The sequence below is a fragment of the Ornithinimicrobium kibberense genome (genome assembly GCF_006519705.1).
Taxonomy (GTDB): domain Bacteria; phylum Actinomycetota; class Actinomycetes; order Actinomycetales; family Dermatophilaceae; genus Ornithinicoccus; species Ornithinicoccus kibberensis.
On the sequence record NZ_VFXM01000007.1, the window covers coordinates 134696 to 152018 of the forward strand.

At 72.6% G+C, this 17323-nt stretch carries 13 protein-coding genes; 10 read left to right on the top strand and 3 right to left on the bottom strand.

Features of this window, described 5'->3' with window-relative positions:
* Positions 1-2: 2 nt before the first annotated feature.
* The 9 genes from ahcY (at position 3) to secA (ending at position 14892) form a co-directional block, all read left to right on the top strand.
* Positions 3-1481 carry an adenosylhomocysteinase gene (ahcY, locus tag FJR00_RS07695; RefSeq protein WP_141338184.1) on the top strand — a complete coding sequence of 493 codons (1479 nt, stop codon included), beginning with the start codon at positions 3-5 and terminating at the stop codon, positions 1479-1481.
* A gap of 13 nt (positions 1482-1494) precedes the next feature.
* Positions 1495-2172 carry an MtrAB system response regulator MtrA gene (gene mtrA, locus FJR00_RS07700; RefSeq protein WP_075958789.1) on the top strand — a complete coding sequence of 226 codons (678 nt, stop codon included), beginning with the start codon at positions 1495-1497 and terminating at the stop codon, positions 2170-2172.
* Positions 2141-3976 carry an MtrAB system histidine kinase MtrB gene (gene mtrB / locus FJR00_RS16515; RefSeq protein ID WP_141338185.1) on the top strand — a complete coding sequence of 612 codons (1836 nt, stop codon included), beginning with the start codon at positions 2141-2143 and terminating at the stop codon, positions 3974-3976. Before mtrA ends, mtrB begins: the two co-directional genes overlap by 32 nt.
* Entirely contained in the window at positions 3973-5748 is a 1776-nt protein-coding gene (locus tag FJR00_RS07710; protein ID WP_141338186.1) for an LpqB family beta-propeller domain-containing protein, read from the top strand. Before mtrB ends, FJR00_RS07710 begins: the two co-directional genes overlap by 4 nt.
* A 71-nt stretch (positions 5749-5819) precedes the next feature.
* A complete protein-coding gene (locus FJR00_RS07715; RefSeq protein WP_141338187.1) occupies positions 5820-6590 on the top strand; it encodes a ComF family protein in 771 nt (256 codons plus the stop codon).
* A gap of 116 nt (positions 6591-6706) precedes the next feature.
* Positions 6707-7405 (top strand): ribosome hibernation-promoting factor, HPF/YfiA family, encoded by a 699-nt coding sequence (hpf, locus tag FJR00_RS07720; RefSeq protein WP_141338188.1) that lies wholly within the window; start codon positions 6707-6709, stop codon positions 7403-7405.
* 144 nt (positions 7406-7549) lie between these two features.
* Complete coding sequence (locus FJR00_RS07725; protein WP_141338189.1) at positions 7550-8752, top strand: winged helix-turn-helix domain-containing protein; 1203 nt, start codon at positions 7550-7552, stop codon at positions 8750-8752.
* Between the two features lie 224 nt (positions 8753-8976).
* Entirely contained in the window at positions 8977-12069 is a 3093-nt protein-coding gene (locus tag FJR00_RS07730) for an ExeM/NucH family extracellular endonuclease (RefSeq protein ID WP_141338190.1), read from the top strand.
* Positions 12070-12162: 93 nt separating this feature from the next.
* On the top strand, positions 12163-14892 hold the full coding sequence (secA, locus tag FJR00_RS07735; RefSeq protein WP_141338191.1) for a preprotein translocase subunit SecA: 2730 nt from the start codon (positions 12163-12165) through the stop codon (positions 14890-14892).
* 54 nt (positions 14893-14946) lie between these two features.
* On the opposite strand, the gene FJR00_RS07740 is transcribed toward secA, so the two are convergent.
* Together FJR00_RS07740 and FJR00_RS15960 are read right to left on the bottom strand one after the other, a co-directional pair.
* Positions 14947-15435, bottom strand: coding sequence for an Rv3235 family protein (locus FJR00_RS07740; RefSeq protein ID WP_181409543.1), 489 nt, complete (start codon positions 15433-15435; stop codon positions 14947-14949).
* Positions 15436-15500: 65 nt separating this feature from the next.
* Entirely contained in the window at positions 15501-16322 is an 822-nt protein-coding gene (locus tag FJR00_RS15960) for a LysM peptidoglycan-binding domain-containing protein (RefSeq protein WP_202876619.1), read from the bottom strand.
* A gap of 145 nt (positions 16323-16467) precedes the next feature.
* Between FJR00_RS15960 and FJR00_RS07750 the strand changes: the two genes are divergently transcribed.
* Positions 16468-17031 carry a hypothetical protein gene (locus tag FJR00_RS07750; RefSeq protein ID WP_141338193.1) on the top strand — a complete coding sequence of 188 codons (564 nt, stop codon included), beginning with the start codon at positions 16468-16470 and terminating at the stop codon, positions 17029-17031.
* 10 nt (positions 17032-17041) lie between these two features.
* Here the strand turns inward: FJR00_RS07750 and FJR00_RS15965 are convergent, their stop codons facing one another.
* On the bottom strand, positions 17042-17263 hold the full coding sequence (locus FJR00_RS15965) for a helix-turn-helix domain-containing protein (protein ID WP_202876620.1): 222 nt from the start codon (positions 17261-17263) through the stop codon (positions 17042-17044).
* Positions 17264-17323: the final 60 nt, after the last annotated feature.

A 17323-nucleotide genomic window follows, 5' to 3' on the forward strand; every position in this document is an offset into this window, starting at 1 on the left:
CCATGCCGAGCACGTCGACGTCCCTGCAGCACCGAGTCCGGGACCTGTCCCTGGCCCCCGCCGGCCGCCACCAGATCCGCCTGGCCGAGCACGAGATGCCCGGCCTGACCGCGCTGCGACGCCGCTACGAGGGCCAGGCGCCCCTGGCCGGGGCCCGGATCGCCGGGTCCCTGCACATGACCGTGCAGACGGCCGTCCTCATCGAGACGCTGGTCGAGCTGGGGGCCGAGGTGCGCTGGGCCTCCTGCAACATCTTCTCCACCCAGGACGAGGCGGCCGCGGCGGTCGTCGTCGGTCGGGACGGCACCCGCGAGGACCCGCAGGGGGTGCCCGTCTTCGCCTGGAAGGGCGAGACGCTCGAGGAGTACTGGTGGTGCACCACCCAGATCATGCTCTGGCCGGACGGGCAGGGCCCCAACATGATCCTCGACGACGGCGGGGACGCGACGCTGCTCGTCCACAAGGGCAGGGAGTGGGAGCAGCGCGGCGCGGTGCCGACCGCGGAGGAGGGCGACCCGGAGGAGTGGCGGGTCATCCTCGAGACGGTGCGGTCGGGCCTGGTCGAGGACCCGCAGCGCTGGACCCGGGTGGCCGACGGGATCCGCGGCGTGACGGAGGAGACCACGACCGGGGTGCACCGCCTCTACCAGCTGCACGAGGCCGGCCAGCTGCTCTTCCCGGCGATCAACGTCAACGACTCGGTGACCAAGTCCAAGTTCGACAACGTCTACGGCATCCGGCACAGCCTCCTCGACGGCATCAACCGCGCCACCGACGTCCTCATCGGCGGCAAGGTCGCCGTCGTCTGCGGCTTCGGCGACGTGGGCAAGGGCTGCGCCGAGGCGCTGCGCGGCCAGGGTGCCCGGGTGATCGTCACCGAGATCGACCCCATCTGCGCGCTCCAGGCCACGATGGAGGGCTACCAGGTGGCCCGGCTGGACGAGGTCGTCGGCCAGGCCGACTTCGTCGTCACCGCCACCGGCTGCCGCGACGTCGTGACCGCCGACCACGTGCGCGCGATGAAGGACAAGGCGGTCGTGGGCAACATCGGCCACTTCGACAACGAGATCGACATGGCCGGGGTCGCGCAGATTCCCGGGGTGGAGCGCACCGAGATCAAGCCGCAGGTGCACGAGTGGACCCTGCCGGCCGAGGAGGTCGACGGCGAGCAGCGCCCCGAGCGCTCGGTCATCGTGCTGTCCGAGGGCCGGCTGCTCAACCTCGGCAACGCCACGGGGCACCCCAGCTTCGTCATGTCGACCAGCTTCGCCAACCAGGTGCTCGCCCAGGTCGAGCTGTTCACCCGCCCGGACGACTACCCCCTCGGCGTGCACACCCTGCCCAAGGCGCTCGACGAGGAGGTGGCCCGGTTCCACCTGGAGTCGGTGGGGGCCGACCTGACCGAGCTGACCAAGGAGCAGGCCTCCTACCTCGGGGTGGACGTCGCCGGACCGTACAAGCCCGACCACTACCGCTACTGAGCAGGGGGACCACGTGACCGCCAGCGTTCTCGTCGTCGACGACGACCAGGCCCTCGCCGAGATGCTCGGCATCGTGCTGCGCAAGGAGGGCTACGACGTGGCCACCTGCGGGGACGGGGGTCGAGCCGTGGCGATGTTCCGCGAGCTGCGGCCCGACCTGGTCCTCCTGGACGTCATGCTGCCGACCCAGGACGGCATCGAGGTCGCCCGCCAGCTGCGCCTGGAGTCCGGGGTGCCGATCGTCATGCTCACCGCGCGCACGGACACCAAGGACGTCGTCGCCGGCCTGGAGGCCGGTGCGGACGACTACGTGGTCAAGCCGTTCAAGCCCCAGGAGCTGCTCGCCCGGATCCGGGCCCGGCTGCGCCGGGTCGACACCGGTGACGACGGCCGGCTCGTCGTCGGCGACGTGGTCATCGACGTGGCCGGGCACGAGGTGACCAGGGGAGGGGAGACCATCCCGCTGACCCCGCTGGAGTTCGACCTGCTGGCCGCCCTGGCCAGCAAGCCGACCCAGGTGTTCGACCGGGAGTCGCTGCTGGAGCAGGTGTGGGGCTACCGGCACGCCGGGGACACCCGGCTGGTCAACGTGCACGTGCAGCGTCTGCGTTCCAAGATCGAGAAGGACCCGGAGAACCCGCAGATCGTGGTGACCGTCCGTGGCGTCGGGTACAAGGCCGGACATCCCTGACCTGCGGGCGGGGGAGACCGACGCGTCCGCCGGGCGCGCCGAGGCCCCCCGGCGGGTCGAGGCCGGAGCCGCCCCCGAGGCCGGAGCCGCGGGCGCGTCCAGGTCCACCGGCGCGTCCAGGTCGCCCGTCCCCGGGCGCGCGGACCGGGACGCCGCCCCCGAGGAGCCGTCGGACGTCGAGGAAGGAGCCTGGTGGTATGCCTGGTGGGGCCGGTCCCTGCGAGCCCGCGTCATCACCACCACCGTCCTGGTCGGCGTCTTCCTCTCCGCCCTGCTGGGGACGGTCCTCTACCAGCAGGTCGCCCAGGGCCTGGTGGCCCAGGCCGTCGCCGGCGCCGAGCGGGACGCCTCCCAGCAGGTCGCCCTCGCGCAGGAGGCCTTCGACTCCACCGACCGTCAGGACGACTCCGGCCTGACGCAGACCGCGGACGACCAGGTGCGCTCGATGGCCGGCAACAGCCCCGAGGAGGGGCGCCGGGTCCTGCTCATGCCGGGTCTGGACAACACCCGGGGCGCGGTCGTGCCGCCGACGGGCGTCGGGGTCAACGCCGAGGACCTGCCGCCAGCGCTGCAGGAGGCGATCGCCGCGGACCCGACCAACCAGCAGGTCGTCGTCGTCCCGATGAACCTCGCCGGCGAGACCGACCAGGTGACCTCCGTCGTCGTCGGGTCCCGGGTCAGCCTTCCCCGGGCGGGGGAGTACGACCTGTTCCTCGTCTACCCCCTCGTCCGGGAGCAGGAGACCCTGGACCTGCTGCGTCAGCTCTTCTACGCCGGAGGGCTGGCGCTGTCCCTCCTGGTGGCGGGCGTCGGCTGGCTGGCGACCCGGCTGGTGACCGGCCCGGTCGAGGAGGCGGCCGCGGTGGCCCAGCAGCTGGCCCGGGGCCGGCTGGGGGAGCGGCTCCCGGTCCGCGGCAGCGACGAGCTGGCCCAGCTGGCCACCTCGTTCAACACGATGGCCGACTCCATCCAGCTGCAGATCCGCGAGCTGCGCTCCCTGTCCCAGCTGCAGCAGCGGTTCGTCTCCGACGTCTCCCACGAGCTGCGCACCCCGCTGACCACCATCCGGATGGCCGGCGAGATGCTGCACATGTCCCGGGACGAGTTCCCCGAACCGGTGGCCCGGTCCGCCGAGCTCCTGCAGCAGGAGCTCGACCGCTTCGAGGACCTGCTCAACGAGCTGCTGGAGATCAGCCGCTACGACTCCGGGGCCACCATCCTGGAGCGTCACGACGAGGACATGGTCGCGCTCGTCGGCGCCGCCGCGGACGGGGTGGCGACCCTGGCCGAGCGCCTCGACGTCCTGGTCCGCGTCCACGCCACCACCGCCCCGGTCGTCGCCCGGATGGACGGCCGCCGGATCGCCCGGGTGCTGCGCAACCTGCTCGCCAACGCCGTCGAGCACGGCGAGGGCCGTCCGGTGGACGTCACCGTCGCGGCGACCGAGCACGTGGTCGCCGTGAGCGTGCGCGACCACGGCATCGGCCTGACCGAGCGGGAGGCCGCCCACGTCTTCGACCGGTTCTGGCGGGCCGACCCCTCCCGCGACCGCACGACCGGGGGCACGGGGCTGGGGCTGGCCATCGCCCAGGAGGACGCCCGCGTCCACGGAGGCTGGCTGCAGGTGGGCAGCGAACCGGGCCGGGGCGCCTGCTTCCGCCTGCTCCTGCCCCGCCAGGACAGGTATGCCGTGGCCGAGGCTCCGCCGCCCGTGCCCGGCCCCGACGAGGCCGCCCAGGACACCCGGGTGCCCCCGGTCGTGCTGGCCCTGGCCTCCCGTGCCGAGGAGGACGAGCAGCCGTGAGCATCCGACGTCGCGCGCCGCGGCGCGCCGTGCCTGCCCTGGTGGCCGCGCTCGCGCTGGGCGGGTGCGCCTCGGCGCTGCCGACCGACCCCGTGCCCCAGCCGGGGCTGTCGGTGGAGGTCCAGCCGCGCCAGGACGTGCAGCGGTTCCTGCCCTCCCCGCAGCCCGGGGCCAGCCCGGAGGAGATCGTGCAAGGCTTCCTGCGGGCCAACGTGGGCTTCGCCGACGACGAGGACGTGGCCCGGGAGTACCTCACCTCCACCCTGGCCAGCGAGTGGGTCCCCACCCGGGACGTGCTGGTCCTGGAGGGCAACCAGACGGTCGAGGAGCAGGCCCCCGGCGAGGTGACGGTGACCACCCCCGTCCAGGGCCGGATCGACGAGCAGGGCCGGCTGACCGAGCAGCCGGTGGCCCCCATCTCCCGCAGCTTCGAGCTGCAGCGGGTGGACGGGGAGTGGCGGATCAGCGCCTTCCCCGAGGGCTTCGGGCTGTGGCTCTCCGCCGCCGACCTCGACCGGGCCTTCCGCCCCTCCACCGTCTACTACCTCAACCCCCACCTCGACCTGTTCGTCCCCGACGTGCGCTGGCTCGCGCTGGGCGACGGGCTGACGACCTCCCTGGCCCGCACCCAGCTCGCGGAGGTGCCGTCCCACCTCGAGGGTGCGGTGCGCACCGGTGGCGGCCCGGACCTGCGGCTGGCGGTCGGGGCGGTGCCGGTGGACCCCACGACCCAGATGGCGGTGGTCAACCTGCAGGGTTCGGGCCTGTCCGACGACCCTGACCGGGTGGCCGACCTGCGCGCCCAGCTCGGCCACTCCCTGCTCGGGCTGCGGGGGGTCAGCGCCGTGGACCTGCGGGTGGCCGGGCGGTCCCTGCTCGAGGACGGGGCGGTCAACCTGGGCAGCGAGCTGGGCTACGAGGAGGTGGTCCGCGAGACCGAGGTGGGCCTGCTGCGCATCGGGGAGGAGCTCATCCCGGTCGACCCGACCCGCTACGACCTGCGCAACCTTCCGGCCGCCGAGGTGCGGGACCTCGACCTTCCCCGGGTCGGCATGTCCTGGACGGGGGTGGCGGCGTCGGCCGACCTGTCCGAGCTGGCGGCCGTGTCCGCCGACCGGTCCGAGCTGTGGCGCTGGCGCGACGGGGAGAGCGAGGTGCACGCCGGCATCGGGGACGAGCTCACCGACCCCAGCTTCGACCCGCACGGGGACGTGTGGGTGGCCGGGACCTCGCGCAGCGCCCAGGACCCGCGCGTCTGGGTGCTGGAGACGGGCGACGTCTCCACCCTGGCGCGCCCGGTCGAGGTCCCCTGGCTGGCCGACGGCGAACGGGTCGAGACGCTGCGGGTCTCGCCGGACGGCACCCGGGCGCTGCTCGTCGTCCGGGCCGAGCGGGGCTCGGCCCGGGACCGCGTGCTCGTCGCCGGCATCGTGCGGGACTCCCAGGGGCGGGCCACCGCGTTGGCCGAGCCGTGGCACGCCGCACCGACGCTGGTGGAGGTCGCCTCCGCCCGGTGGGCCTCCACGACCGACCTCGTCGTCGCGGCCCGCCGCACGCAGGACCAGCGGCTCGCGGCGTTCACCGTCCCGCTGGGCGGCTGGCTGGACAGCCTGCCCGACCAGGCCGGCCTGGTCGACGTGCAGGCCGTGCCGACGGGGCAGGGCTTCGTCCCGGTCGCCCGCACGGAGGACGGACGGCTGCACACCCGCGACGGACCCTCCGTGTGGTTCGGCGCCCGCAACGGCGACGAGCTCATCGTCCCCGGCACCTGACCCGGGGGCAGCCGGGCCCCGGATGTGGACGGCGCCCGCGCGTCCGCCCGTCCCCGGGGGATGCTGGGGGTATGCCGTGGCGCCCCGGGGAGGACCTGCTCCACCTCCTCGAGCTGGCCGCTCCGACGGCCTGCGGCGGCTGCGGCCGGGAGGGCACCCGGTGGTGCGGGACCTGCCGGCAGGCGCTCGCGGCGGGGTCGGCCCGACGGTGGACGCCGACCCCCTGCCCGCCGGGGTTCCCCCCGACCTGGACGCACACGGCATACCGCGACGAGGTCCGGACCGCCGTGGTCGCCTGGAAGGACGGCGGCCGGGCCGACCTCACCGCCGTCCTCGCCGTCCCGCTGCGGGGCGTCCTGGCCGCCGCGCTCGCGGCGTCCCCGGACCACCTGGGGACGCTGCGGGGGACCGGCCGCCTCCCCCTGGTCCCGGCCCCGTCGGCCCGGGCCGGCACCCGGGCGAGGGGCGAGCACCGCGTCGCCGCGCTGTGCCGGGAGACGACCTTGGGCCGCCGCGCCCGGCTGCCGACCGTGGACGCGCTCCGGCTCGCCCGACGGGTCGAGGACCAGGCCGGGCTGGACGCCGAGCGGCGTCGGAGCAACCTGGCGGGCGCGGTCCGGGTCCGGCCGGGGGCGGCGGACCGGCTGGTCGGGCTGCCGTGCGTGCTCGTCGACGACGTGGTCACGACCGGGGCCACGCTCGTGGAGTGCGCCCGCGCGCTCACGGCGGCCGGGGCCGGACCGGTCCTCGCCGTGACCCTGGCGGCCACCCACCGACGGTCCTCCGGGACGCCCACCCAGAGGGCGAGGGGTCGACTGTCCGAAGCGTCGGGTGCGGACTAGTGTGGGTCCATGGAAGCACTCCTCGCACGGGCCAGGGGGTGAGGCCGCTGGATCGAAAGGCGCCAGGGACGACGCCAGAACGTACAGCACCACCCATCTTCTGCATGGAGGACTCAATGGAACTCACCGTGACCGGTCGCAAGAGGGACGTCTCCGAACGGTTCCGCAGCCACCTCGAGGACAAGCTCGACAAGATCCCCCAGCTGGCCCCTCGCGTGCGTCGCACGGAGGTCGTCATGACGCACGAGGCCAACCCTCGTCAGGCCAAGGAGTCCGAGCGCTGCGAGATCACCTGTCACGTCAACCGGCAGGTCGTCCGTGCCGAGGCCGCGGCTGACGACGAGTACGCCGCGGTCGACCTGGCCCTGTCCAAGCTCACCGAGCGCCTGCGCCGCCTCAACGACAAGCGCCGGATCAGCCACACCGGCAAGCACCGGCTGCCGTCCGTGGCCGAGGCCACCCGCGGGCTGCCGACCGAGCTCCTCGCCGGGTCCGCGGACGAGGAGCCGCGGGCGCAGAGCACCGAGGAGGCGCTGGACGAGGACCTGCAGACCGAGGGCAACAGCCCGATCGAGATCCGCGAGAAGGTCCACCCCTCCACGCCGATGACCGTGGGCCAGGCGCTGTCCCATATGGAGCTGATCGGTCACGACTTCTTCCTCTACCACGACGTCGACTCCGACCAGCCCAGCGTGGTCTACCGGCGCCGTGGCTGGTCCTACGGCGTGCTGCGCCTGGACCTGAACGGCACCTCGCCGGCCGAGGGCGAGCAGGACGACGACCGCGCGCCCGAGTCCGACGCCGTGGCGTCCTGAGGCCCGCACCCTCCTGACGTCCTGACGTCCCGCCTGCGGGGCCCGTCACCCTCGGTGGCGGGCCCCGCCCCGCGCCTCGGGGGAGGACGGGTCGGCGACCCACGAGGCGCCACGTGCGTCGGTGGGCTCTGGCACAGTGGCCGGATGAGCCGGGTCCCCACGATCAGCCTGGAGCAGGCCCGTCGCACCGCGCTGGCCGCGCAGGGGTTCGCCGACCCCCGGCCCGCTCAGGTCACGATGCGCCACGTCCAGCGTGTCGTCGACCGGGTGCGGGTCGTGCAGGTCGACAGCGTCAACGTGCTGGTGCGCACCCAGTACCTGCCGTTCCTCTCCCGGCTGGGCCCCTACGACCGCGGCCTGCTCGACCGGGCCCGCGACGGCGGGCCGGGCCGCCGCCCCGCCCGGCTGGTGGAGTACTGGGCGCACGAGGCCTCGCTGGTGCCGCTGCATACCTGGCCCCTGCTCGCGTTCCGCATGGCCGAGGCGGGCGAGCGCGCCTGGAGCCGGTCGATCGCGCAGAGCCACCCGGGGCTGGTGGACGCCGTGCTGGGGACCGTGCGGGAGCACGGCCCGCTGACCTCGCGCGAGGTCGAGGCCCACCTTCGGCACGGCGCCTCCCGGGCCGGCGAGGGCTGGGGGTGGAACTGGTCGGCGGTCAAGAAGGCCCTCGAGCTGCTCTTCTGGTCGGGGCGGATCACCTCCGCCGGGCGGACGGCCTCGTTCGAGCGACGCTACGCCGATCCCGTCGACGTGCTCGGCCCTGAGCTGGTCCAGCGCCGTGACCAGCTGCTGGACGAGGACCCGCAGGAGGCCGTCACCGAGCTGCTGCACCTGTCGTTGCGCGCCCACGGGCTCGGCAGCCGACGCTGCCTCGCGGACTACCTCCGGCTGCGCGGCCCGCGGGTGGACGCCGGCCTGGTCGCGCTCGAGGAGCGCGGCCTGGCCGAGCGGGTGCAGGTGCGCGGGTGGGACCAGACGGTATGGCGTGACCCGGCCGCCCGGTCTCCGCGCGCCGTGCCGGGGGCGGCGCTGCTGAGCCCGTTCGACTCCCTCGTCTGGCAGCGTGAGCGCACCGAGGCGCTGTGGGGGATGCGTTACCGGCTGGAGATCTACGTGCCGGCGCACCTGCGGGTGCACGGCTACTACGTGCTGCCCTTCCTGCTCGACGAACGGCTCGTCGGGCGGGTCGACCTCAAGGCCGACCGTGCCGCCGGGCGGCTGCTGGTGCGGTCGGTGCACTGGGAGCCCGGGGTGGACCGGGTCGTCGCGGGGCGGGCGCTGGAGGAGCAGCTCGGGCAGATGGCCGGGTGGTTGGACCTGTCGCGGGTGGACTTTGCCCAATCGTGACCTTCCGTCCGCCCCTGCGTTGACGTTTCGCCACCACGACGCCGCCGATCGGGCCTAGGGTCCGAGACGGTGCGTCCCGACGCGCCAGCCCACCCCCGAGAACGAAGGACAGTGCGATGACGCATCCTCCACGTCGACGGCGGGCCGTTGCGGTGACCGGAGCGACGGCGCTCCTGGCCAGCCTCCTCGTCCCAGCGACGGCTTCAGCGGACGAGCACAGCGATGTGTTCGTCAGCGAGATCCACTACGACAACGCCGGTACGGACACTGGTGAAGCGATCGAGGTCCAGGCCCCCGCCGGTACGGACCTGACCGGCTGGTCGGTCGTGCTCTACAACGGCAGCAATGGCGAGGTCTACGGCACGGCTGAGCTGGTAGGCGCCGCCCCGGACAGCGGTGTCGTCGTCGTGGAGCGTGCGGGCATCCAGAACGGGAGCCCGGACGGGCTCGCCCTCGTCGACAGTTCGGGGAGTGTGGTCGAGTTCCTCTCCTACGAGGGGACCATGACCGCAGTGGGAGGTGCCGCGGACGGCATGACGAGCACCGACATCGGGGTCCAGCAACCGGGAGACACGCCGATCGGAGAGTCGCTCCAGCGCATCGACGGTACCTGGACGGGTCCTCTGCCCAGCTCTTTCGGCAGGCTCAACGGCACGGCCGATCCGGAGCCGGCCACGGTGGTCATCAACGAGTTCTCGGCGAGCACGACCGGGACCGACGTGGAGTTCCTCGAGGTGCTCGGGGCACCCGACACCGACTATGGCAACCTGCACATTCTCGAGGTCGAAGGTGATGCAGATTCCGCGTCGGGAGCCGTCGACGAGGCCGTGGCCGTCGGCGCGACCGACGCCGAGGGACGTTGGTACACCGACCTGGAGGCCAACACGCTGGAGAACGGCACCATGACCCTGCTGCTGGTCGAGGGCTATGCCGGTCAGACCGACCTGGATGTCGACGGCGACGGTGTCCTGGACGCCGGAACCGGCATCACCGTCATCGACTCGGTAGCCGTGCACGACGGCGGGACGGGGGACCTGACGTACAGCGAGACCGTCCTGGTCGCCGACTACGACGGCCTCCCTTTCGCCCCAGGTGGGGCCTCGCGCATCCCGGACGGGACGGACACCGACTCGGTGACGGACTGGGTGCGCAACGACTTCGACCTGGCCGGCATCGAGGGCTACGAGGGCTCGCTCGTGGAGGGCGAGGCTGTGAACACTCCCGGACGGGCCAACACCACGGTGCTGGACGGCGGTGGCGGCGACCCCGGTGACCCGGTCGACGTCTGCGAGGTGACGGCGACGCCGATCGGCAAGGTGCAGGGGTCCGGCGAGGGAACCCCCCTGGACGGTCAGACCGTCACCATCCGTGGCACCGTGGTCGGGGACTTCCAGGACGGTGGGTTCGACGGCTACTTCGTCCAGGACGCAGGCGACGACAAGCCGGCCACCTCGGACGGCATCTTCGTCTACGCGCGAGGCGGAGCCCAGGTGTCTGAGGGCGACCTCGTGACCGTCGTGGGTACGGCGGGTGAGTACGAAGGCCAGACGCAGCTGAGCGGCGTCACGGTCGAGGTGTGCGACACCGGGACGGAGCTCCCGACCCCCACCGAGCTGTCGCTGCCGGTGGACGACCACGAGGCCTACGAGGGCATGCTCGTCACCTTCCCGCAAGATCTGTCCATCCTGGAGTACTTCAACTACGGACGGTACGGCGAGCTTGCCCTCGGTCTGGGCGACGGGACGGACCGGCAGTACCAGCCGACCGCGGTCTACGAGCCGGGGTCGGGAAGCGCCCTGGCGCTGCTCGAGTACAACGCTGCACACCGGATCACCCTGGACGACGGACGCAGCTGGCAGAACCCGGACCCGCTGCGTCACCCCAATGGACAGGAGTTCTCACTGGAGAACAGCTTCCGCGGTGGAGACACCCTCTCGGACGTCACCGGCATCCTCGACTACCGCTTCGACGACTGGCGGGTGCAGCCGACCGTCGGGGCCGTCCATACGGTCGTCAACGAGCGGCCGGAGGTGCCGGAGGTAGGTGGTACCACCACGGTGGCGTCCTTCAACGTGCTCAACTACTTCACCACGCTGGAGAGTCGCGGTGCGGACACGGTGGCGGAGTTCGAGCGGCAGGAAGCCAAGATCGTGGCCGCCATCAACGAGATGGACGCCGACGTCGTCGGCCTCATCGAGATCGAGAACAACGGCGACGTGGCCGTCGGCACGCTCGTCGATGCGCTCAACGAGGCCGTCGGTGAGGACCGGTGGGCCTTCATCTCGACCGGGACGGTCGGGACCGACGCCATCACGACGGCGTTCATCTACCAGCCGGCGGAGGTCACGCCGGTGGGCGACTTCGCGGTGCTCGACTCGTCCGTCGACGAGCGCTTCAACGACGAGAAGAACCGGCCGGCGCTGGCGCAGACCTTCGAGGAGAACCTCACCGGAGCCCAGTTCACCGTCGTCAACAACCACCTGAAGTCCAAGGGGTCGGACTGTGACGACCTCGGTGACCCGGACACCGGCGATGGCGCGGGCAACTGCAACCTGACGCGCGCGGCCGCGGCCGACGCGCTCGGTGACTGGGCCAACAGCGACCCGACGGGCACCGGCACCGAGGACGTGCTGATCATCGGCGACCTCAACTCCTACGACAAGGAGGACCCGATCGACGCTCTCGAGGCCGACGGCTTCGTCGATATGCTCGCCCTGCTCCAGGGCGAGTACGCCTACAGCTACGTCTTCGACGGGATGCTCGGCTACCTCGACTACGCCATGGCCAGCGCCTCGATGCTCGAGAACGTCACCGGTGCGGCCGCGTGGGCCATCAACGCCGACGAGCCGAGCGTCATCGACTACGACATGTCCTACAAGAAGGACGCCCAGGACGCCCTCTTCGCCCCGGACCCCTACCGCTCGAGCGACCACGACCCGGTCATCGTCGGACTCGACCTGGACGTGGAGGCACCTGAGGTCGACGCCTTCGTCGAGCCGCCCCACATCTGGCCCGCGAACGGGAAGTGGCGCAACGTCACCACGGTGATCGACGCGACCGACAACCTGGACGAGGACCTGACGATCACCCTCGTCGGGGCCGAGGCCAGCGAAGGCGGCAAGGTCGAGGTCGTCGACGACGCCCGCTTCCGCGTGCTCGCGGTGCTCGGGGCGGAGTACACCTTCACCTACGACGTCACCGACGACTCGGACAACACGACCACCGTCACCCTCACGGTGACGGTGGAGAAGCCGGGCAAGGGCAAGGGTCTCGACAAGGACAAGCCCGGCGCGCCGGGCCGACCCGGAGGACGGTGAGCCTGACCGCTGACCGGTAGGCATCGCCCACGGGGTGCAGGGGACCACGGTTCCCTGCACCCCGTCCGTCGTCGGGACGGTTAGCCTAGACAGGTGCCGAAACTGTTCGAGAAGATGCTGCGCGCCGGTGAGAAGACCGCGTTGCGCCGGCTGGAGACCATCGCCAAGCAGGTCAACGCCCTCGAGGCGGACTTCGAGGGGCTGACCGACGCCGAGCTGCGCGAGGAGACCGACAAGTTCAAGGCGCGCCTGGCCGACGGGGAAACGCTGGACCGGCTGCTGCCCGAGGCGTTCGCCGCCGTCCGGGAGGCGTCCAAGCGCACCATCGGCAAGCGGCACTTCGACGTGCAGATCATGGGTGGGGCCGCCCTGCACCAGGGCAACGTCGCCGAGATGCGGACCGGTGAGGGCAAGACGCTCGTGGCGACGCTGCCGTCCTACCTCAACGCCCTCACGGGCAAGGGTGTGCACGTCATCACGACCAACGACTACCTCGCCCAGTACCAGTCCGAGCTCATGGGCCGCGTGCACCGCGCGCTGGGCCTGGAGACCGGCTGCATCCTGTCCTCGATGACCCCGGCCCAGCGCCGGGAGCAGTACGCGATGGACATCACCTACGGCACCAACAACGAGTTCGGCTTCGACTACCTGCGCGACAACATGGCCTGGTCCCTGGCCGACCTCGTGCAGCGCGAGCACCACTACGCGATCGTCGACGAGGTCGACTCGATCCTCATCGACGAGGCCCGCACCCCGCTGATCATCTCCGGCCCCGCCGACGCCGCGACGAAGTGGTACACCGAGTTCTCCAAGCTCGTCCGCCGTCTGGAGCGGGGCGAGGCCGGCGACTCGCTGCGCGGCATCGAGCCCTGGGGCGACTACGAGGTCGACGAGAAGAAGAAGACCGTGGGTGTCCTGGAGCAGGGGATCGCCAAGGTCGAGGACTACCTGGGCATCGACAACCTCTACGAGTCGGCCAACACCCCGCTCATCGGCTACCTCAACAACGCCATCAAGGCCAAGGAGCTGTTCACCCGCGACAAGGACTACGTCGTCATGGACGGCCAGGTCATGATCGTCGACGAGCACACCGGCCGCATCCTGCCCGGACGCCGCTACAACGAGGGCATGCACCAGGCGATCGAGGCCAAGGAGGGGGTGGACATCAAGAACGAGAACCAGACCCTGGCCACGGTGACCCTGCAGAACTACTTCCGCATGTACGACAAGATCTCCGGGATGACCGGCACCGCCCAGACGGAGGCCGCCGAGCTGCACTCGATCTACAAGGTCGGCGTGCTGTCCATCCCCACGAACCGGCCGATGATCCGCAAGGACCAGCCGGACCTGGTCTACCGGACCGAGGAGGCCAAGTTCCGGGCCGTCGTCGACGACATCGTCGACCGGCACCGCAGGGGCCAGCCCGTCCTCGTGGGCACGACGTCGGTCGCCAAGTCCGAGTACCTCTCCGAGCAGCTGCGCCGCCAGGGCGTGCGTCACGAGGTCCTCAACGCCAAGCACCACGAGCGGGAGGCCTCGATCGTGGCCGAGGCCGGCCGCAAGGGCGCGGTCACCGTGTCCACGAACATGGCCGGCCGCGGCACCGACATCATGCTCGGCGGCAACCCCGAGTTCCGTGCGGTGGCGGCCCTGTCCGCCCGCGGCCTGGACCCCACGGAGACGCCCGAGGAGTACGAGGCGGCCTGGGACGGCACCCTGGCCGAGGCCGAGGCCGCGGTGGCCAGCGAGCACGACGAGGTCACCAGCCTCGGGGGCCTCTACGTGCTGGGCACCGAGCGGCACGAGTCGCGCCGCATCGACAACCAGCTGCGTGGTCGTGCCGGCCGCCAGGGCGACCCCGGGGAGAGCCGGTTCTACCTGTCCCTGCAGGACGACCTCATGCGCATGTTCAACGCCGGGATGGTCGACCGCGTCATGTCCAGCACCGGCGTCTCCGACGACGTCCCCATCGAGTCCAAGCTGGTGTCCCGGTCGATCGCCAGCGCGCAGTCGCAGGTCGAGGCCCAGCACTTCGAGACCCGCAAAAACGTGCTCAAGTACGACGACGTCCTCAACCGCCAGCGCGAGGTCATCTACGCCGAGCGGCGCAGCGTCCTCGAGGGGGAGGACCTGCACGAGCAGGTCCGCCACTTCGTCAACGACGTCGTCGCCGACTACGTCCGTTCGGCCGCCGGCCTGGGCCTGGCCGACGGGATCGACCTGGAGGCGCTCTGGGAGGACCTCGGCCGGGTCTACCCGGTCCAGATCACCGTCGATGAGGTCGTGGCGACCGCAGGCGGCCGCAACGCCGTGAGCGCCGACCTGCTCGTCGAGGAGCTCACCTCCGACGCCCAGCACGCCTACGACCAGCGGGAGGAGACGGTCGGCCCCGAGCTCATGCGCGACGTCGAGCGTCGCGTCCTGCTGCAGGTGCTGGACCGCAAGTGGCGCGAGCACCTCTACGAGATGGACTACCTCAAGGAGGGCATCGGCCTGCGGGCGATGGCCCAGCGTGAGCCGCTGGTCGAGTACCAGCGCGAGGGCTACCAGCTCTTCCAGGCGATGATGGAGGCGATCAAGGAGGAGGCCGTGCGGTTCCTCTTCCACGCCGAGGTCAAGCCGGCCGAGCCGGTGGCGCCCCGGCCGCAGGAGCAGCTCACCTTCGTCGCGCCGACCGAGGACGGCTCGGCCGAGGCGCGCCGGGTCCGGGAGGACGGCAGCCACCCGGAGGACGCGCCGGCGCAGCAGCCCGCCGCGGCGGCGGGTGCCCCCGAGGCAGGCACCAACCGGGCCCAGCGCAGGCGCGCCCAGCGCGCGCGCTGAGGACACCGGCCAGGTCGACGGGCGGGCGCAGCCGGCCACGGCGGGACACCCGGTTCAGCCGAGCTCCCAGGCGGTGATCAGCCAGCGCCCGTCGACCCCGCTCATCCGCATCGCCAGGGCGCGGACCCGCCCGTCGGCCTGCACGACCGCCGAGACCTCGCAGACGCCGTCGGCGGGGAAGCTGGTCAGCATGGTGCGCACCACCGGGGGGCGACCGGTCCGCCGGCCCCGCCGCCGGGCGAGGAGCCCGCGGCGCTGGGCACGTTCCCGGATCTCCGGGACGACCCATCGGCTGAGCTGGTCGGGGGACCGGCTGCCCTCGTAGGCCTCCAGCACCGCCCGGATCATCCGCAGCGCCCACGGCCCGGCCTCGGGCAGGTCGGGGGTGGAGGTGGCCTGGGGGCCGAAGAAGCTGTCGTCGTGCCGGTGGCGCAGGTCGACCGCGAGCCGTCCCTGGACGTACCGCGGCGCCGAGGCCGGCTCGGGGGGATCGTTCCAGTCCTGCCCGTCCGCGGGCGGCTCCACCACCGGGGCGGGCAGCACGCGCAGCACCCTGGGCGCCTCCGTCCGTCCCGCCGCGGGCGACAGGGACCGCGCCGCCGAGCCGCTCACCGGTCCGCCCCCGTCGGGACGACCAGCACCTGGCCCGGCAGGAGAAGATCGGGATCCTCCCCGATCAGCTCCCGGTTCGCGGCGTACCAGCGGGGCCAGGCGTCGGCCACGTCGGCGTCCGTCGCCTGCTCGCCGAGGTGCCGGGCGGCGATGGACCACAGGCTGTCACCCCGGTGGACCACCACGTGGTCGGCCTCCTCGGAGGACCCGTCCGCCGCACCGGCACCGCCCGTGGTGACCAGGGCGGCCGACGTCGCCGTGGCCTGCGCCGTGCGTGAGCGGCCTGGGGCGTCCGCGGTCGGGGTCCACCCCGGCACGGGCACCGACGTCCCGTCGGGGAGGACGGGTGATCCCTGCGGCGTCGATGGTCGCGGTGCACCGTCCGAGGAGGCCCCGTCGACGCCGGGGGACAGGTGTGCCACCACCTGCGTGCCGTCAGTAGGACCGACGTCCGCGTGGGCTGCCGTCGGTCCCGCACCGAGGGCGGCCGCGGCCAGCAGGGCGGCGGTCACCCGGCCGGCCGCCCCGGCCGTGACGGAGGGTGCCGCCCCGCAGGCGCGCTGACGGGCCGCGCCGTCGGTGGGGACCCTTCCCCGGGGTCCCAGCAGCGGAAGCGTGGCCGCGGCCACGACCACCGTCAGCCAGGTGGCGACCCCGGCCGCGACGGCGGTGCTGAGGAAGCCGACGGCCCCGTCGAGCGGCACCTGCCCGAGTCCCGGCCACTGCCCGAGGGTGCTCCGCACGAGCCAGACCGTCAGCCCGCCCGACGCCACCGTGACCCCGGATCCCAGGGCAGCGGCCCGTTCCCGTGTCCCCATCTGTTCCTCCTGAATGCGTTCGTTTGTGTCCGTTTGTGTCGTGATGCAGCACGATAGGGCAGTCAGAGTCGTGCGGCAACGGGGGTCGGCGCGGACTGTGGACGGGGCGTGGTCGCCCGTCCGGTGCGGCTGGCACGATGCCGTCATGCGGTGGGACGACCTCTTCGAGGACCTCGGCGCCCAGCTGGAGCTGCTCGAGCGGCAGGAGCGGGCCGCCGAGGTGGCCGAGCACACCCGGTCCGAGCGTGGCACCGTGCGACTGGCCGACCGCCTCGCCGCCGCGCTCGACGGGCCGCTCCGCGTCCGCGTGCGGGGCTACGGCTGGCTGGAGGCCGTGCTGCGCGACGTCGGCACCGACTGGCTGCTCCTCGAGCAGGGTGGTGGGCAGGGGGCCCCGTCCCGGGAGCTCATCGTGCCCGCCGCGGCCCTCACGGCGGTCGAGGGGCTCACGCGGCGGGCGGACGACGGGGAGTCGGTGGGTAGCCGACGGTTCGGGCTGCGGCACGCCCTGCGGGCGGTGAGCCGCGACCGGGCGGTCGTGCGGGTGCACGACGTGGACGGGGACCACGTGACCGGCACCCTCGACCGGGTCCTGGCCGACCACTGCGACCTGACCAGGCACGCCGACGACGAGCCCCGACGGCCGGGGAGCACCCGTGGCGTCCTGAGCCTGCCCTACGCCGCCGTCGCCCTGGTCCGGCGCCTCTGACGAGGCCCGCTCAGGGCTGGTCCACCGTGCCCTGCCGGATGGCGTCCCTGGTCTGGTCGTACATGCGCTGGATGTAGGCCTCCAGCTCGGTGTTCTCCACGCGCCACACCCCACGTCCGCCGAGCTTGATGCCCGGGAGCTCGCCGGAACGGACCAGCGCCTTGACCTGCGACAACGAGACGTTGAGCGTCTCCGCCACGTCGGTGAGGGTCAGGAAGCGGGGGCCGGCCACGAGGGGTCCTTTCGTCGGTCTTGACCGAGATTTTACGGTCCGTTGGCCCACCCTTGACCG

Coding starts and splice junctions, on each gene's coding strand:
- ahcY (WP_141338184.1), top strand. CDS start 3: ATGCCGAGCACGTCGACGTCCCTGCAGCACCGAGTCCGGGACCTGTCC.
- FJR00_RS07715 (WP_141338187.1), top strand. CDS start 5,820: ATGCCGTGGCGCCCCGGGGAGGACCTGCTCCACCTCCTCGAGCTGGCC.
- hpf (WP_141338188.1), top strand. CDS start 6,707: ATGGAACTCACCGTGACCGGTCGCAAGAGGGACGTCTCCGAACGGTTC.
- FJR00_RS07725 (WP_141338189.1), top strand. CDS start 7,550: ATGAGCCGGGTCCCCACGATCAGCCTGGAGCAGGCCCGTCGCACCGCG.
- FJR00_RS15960 (WP_202876619.1), bottom strand. CDS start 16,322: ATGGGGACACGGGAACGGGCCGCTGCCCTGGGATCCGGGGTCACGGTG.
- FJR00_RS07750 (WP_141338193.1), top strand. CDS start 16,468: ATGCGGTGGGACGACCTCTTCGAGGACCTCGGCGCCCAGCTGGAGCTG.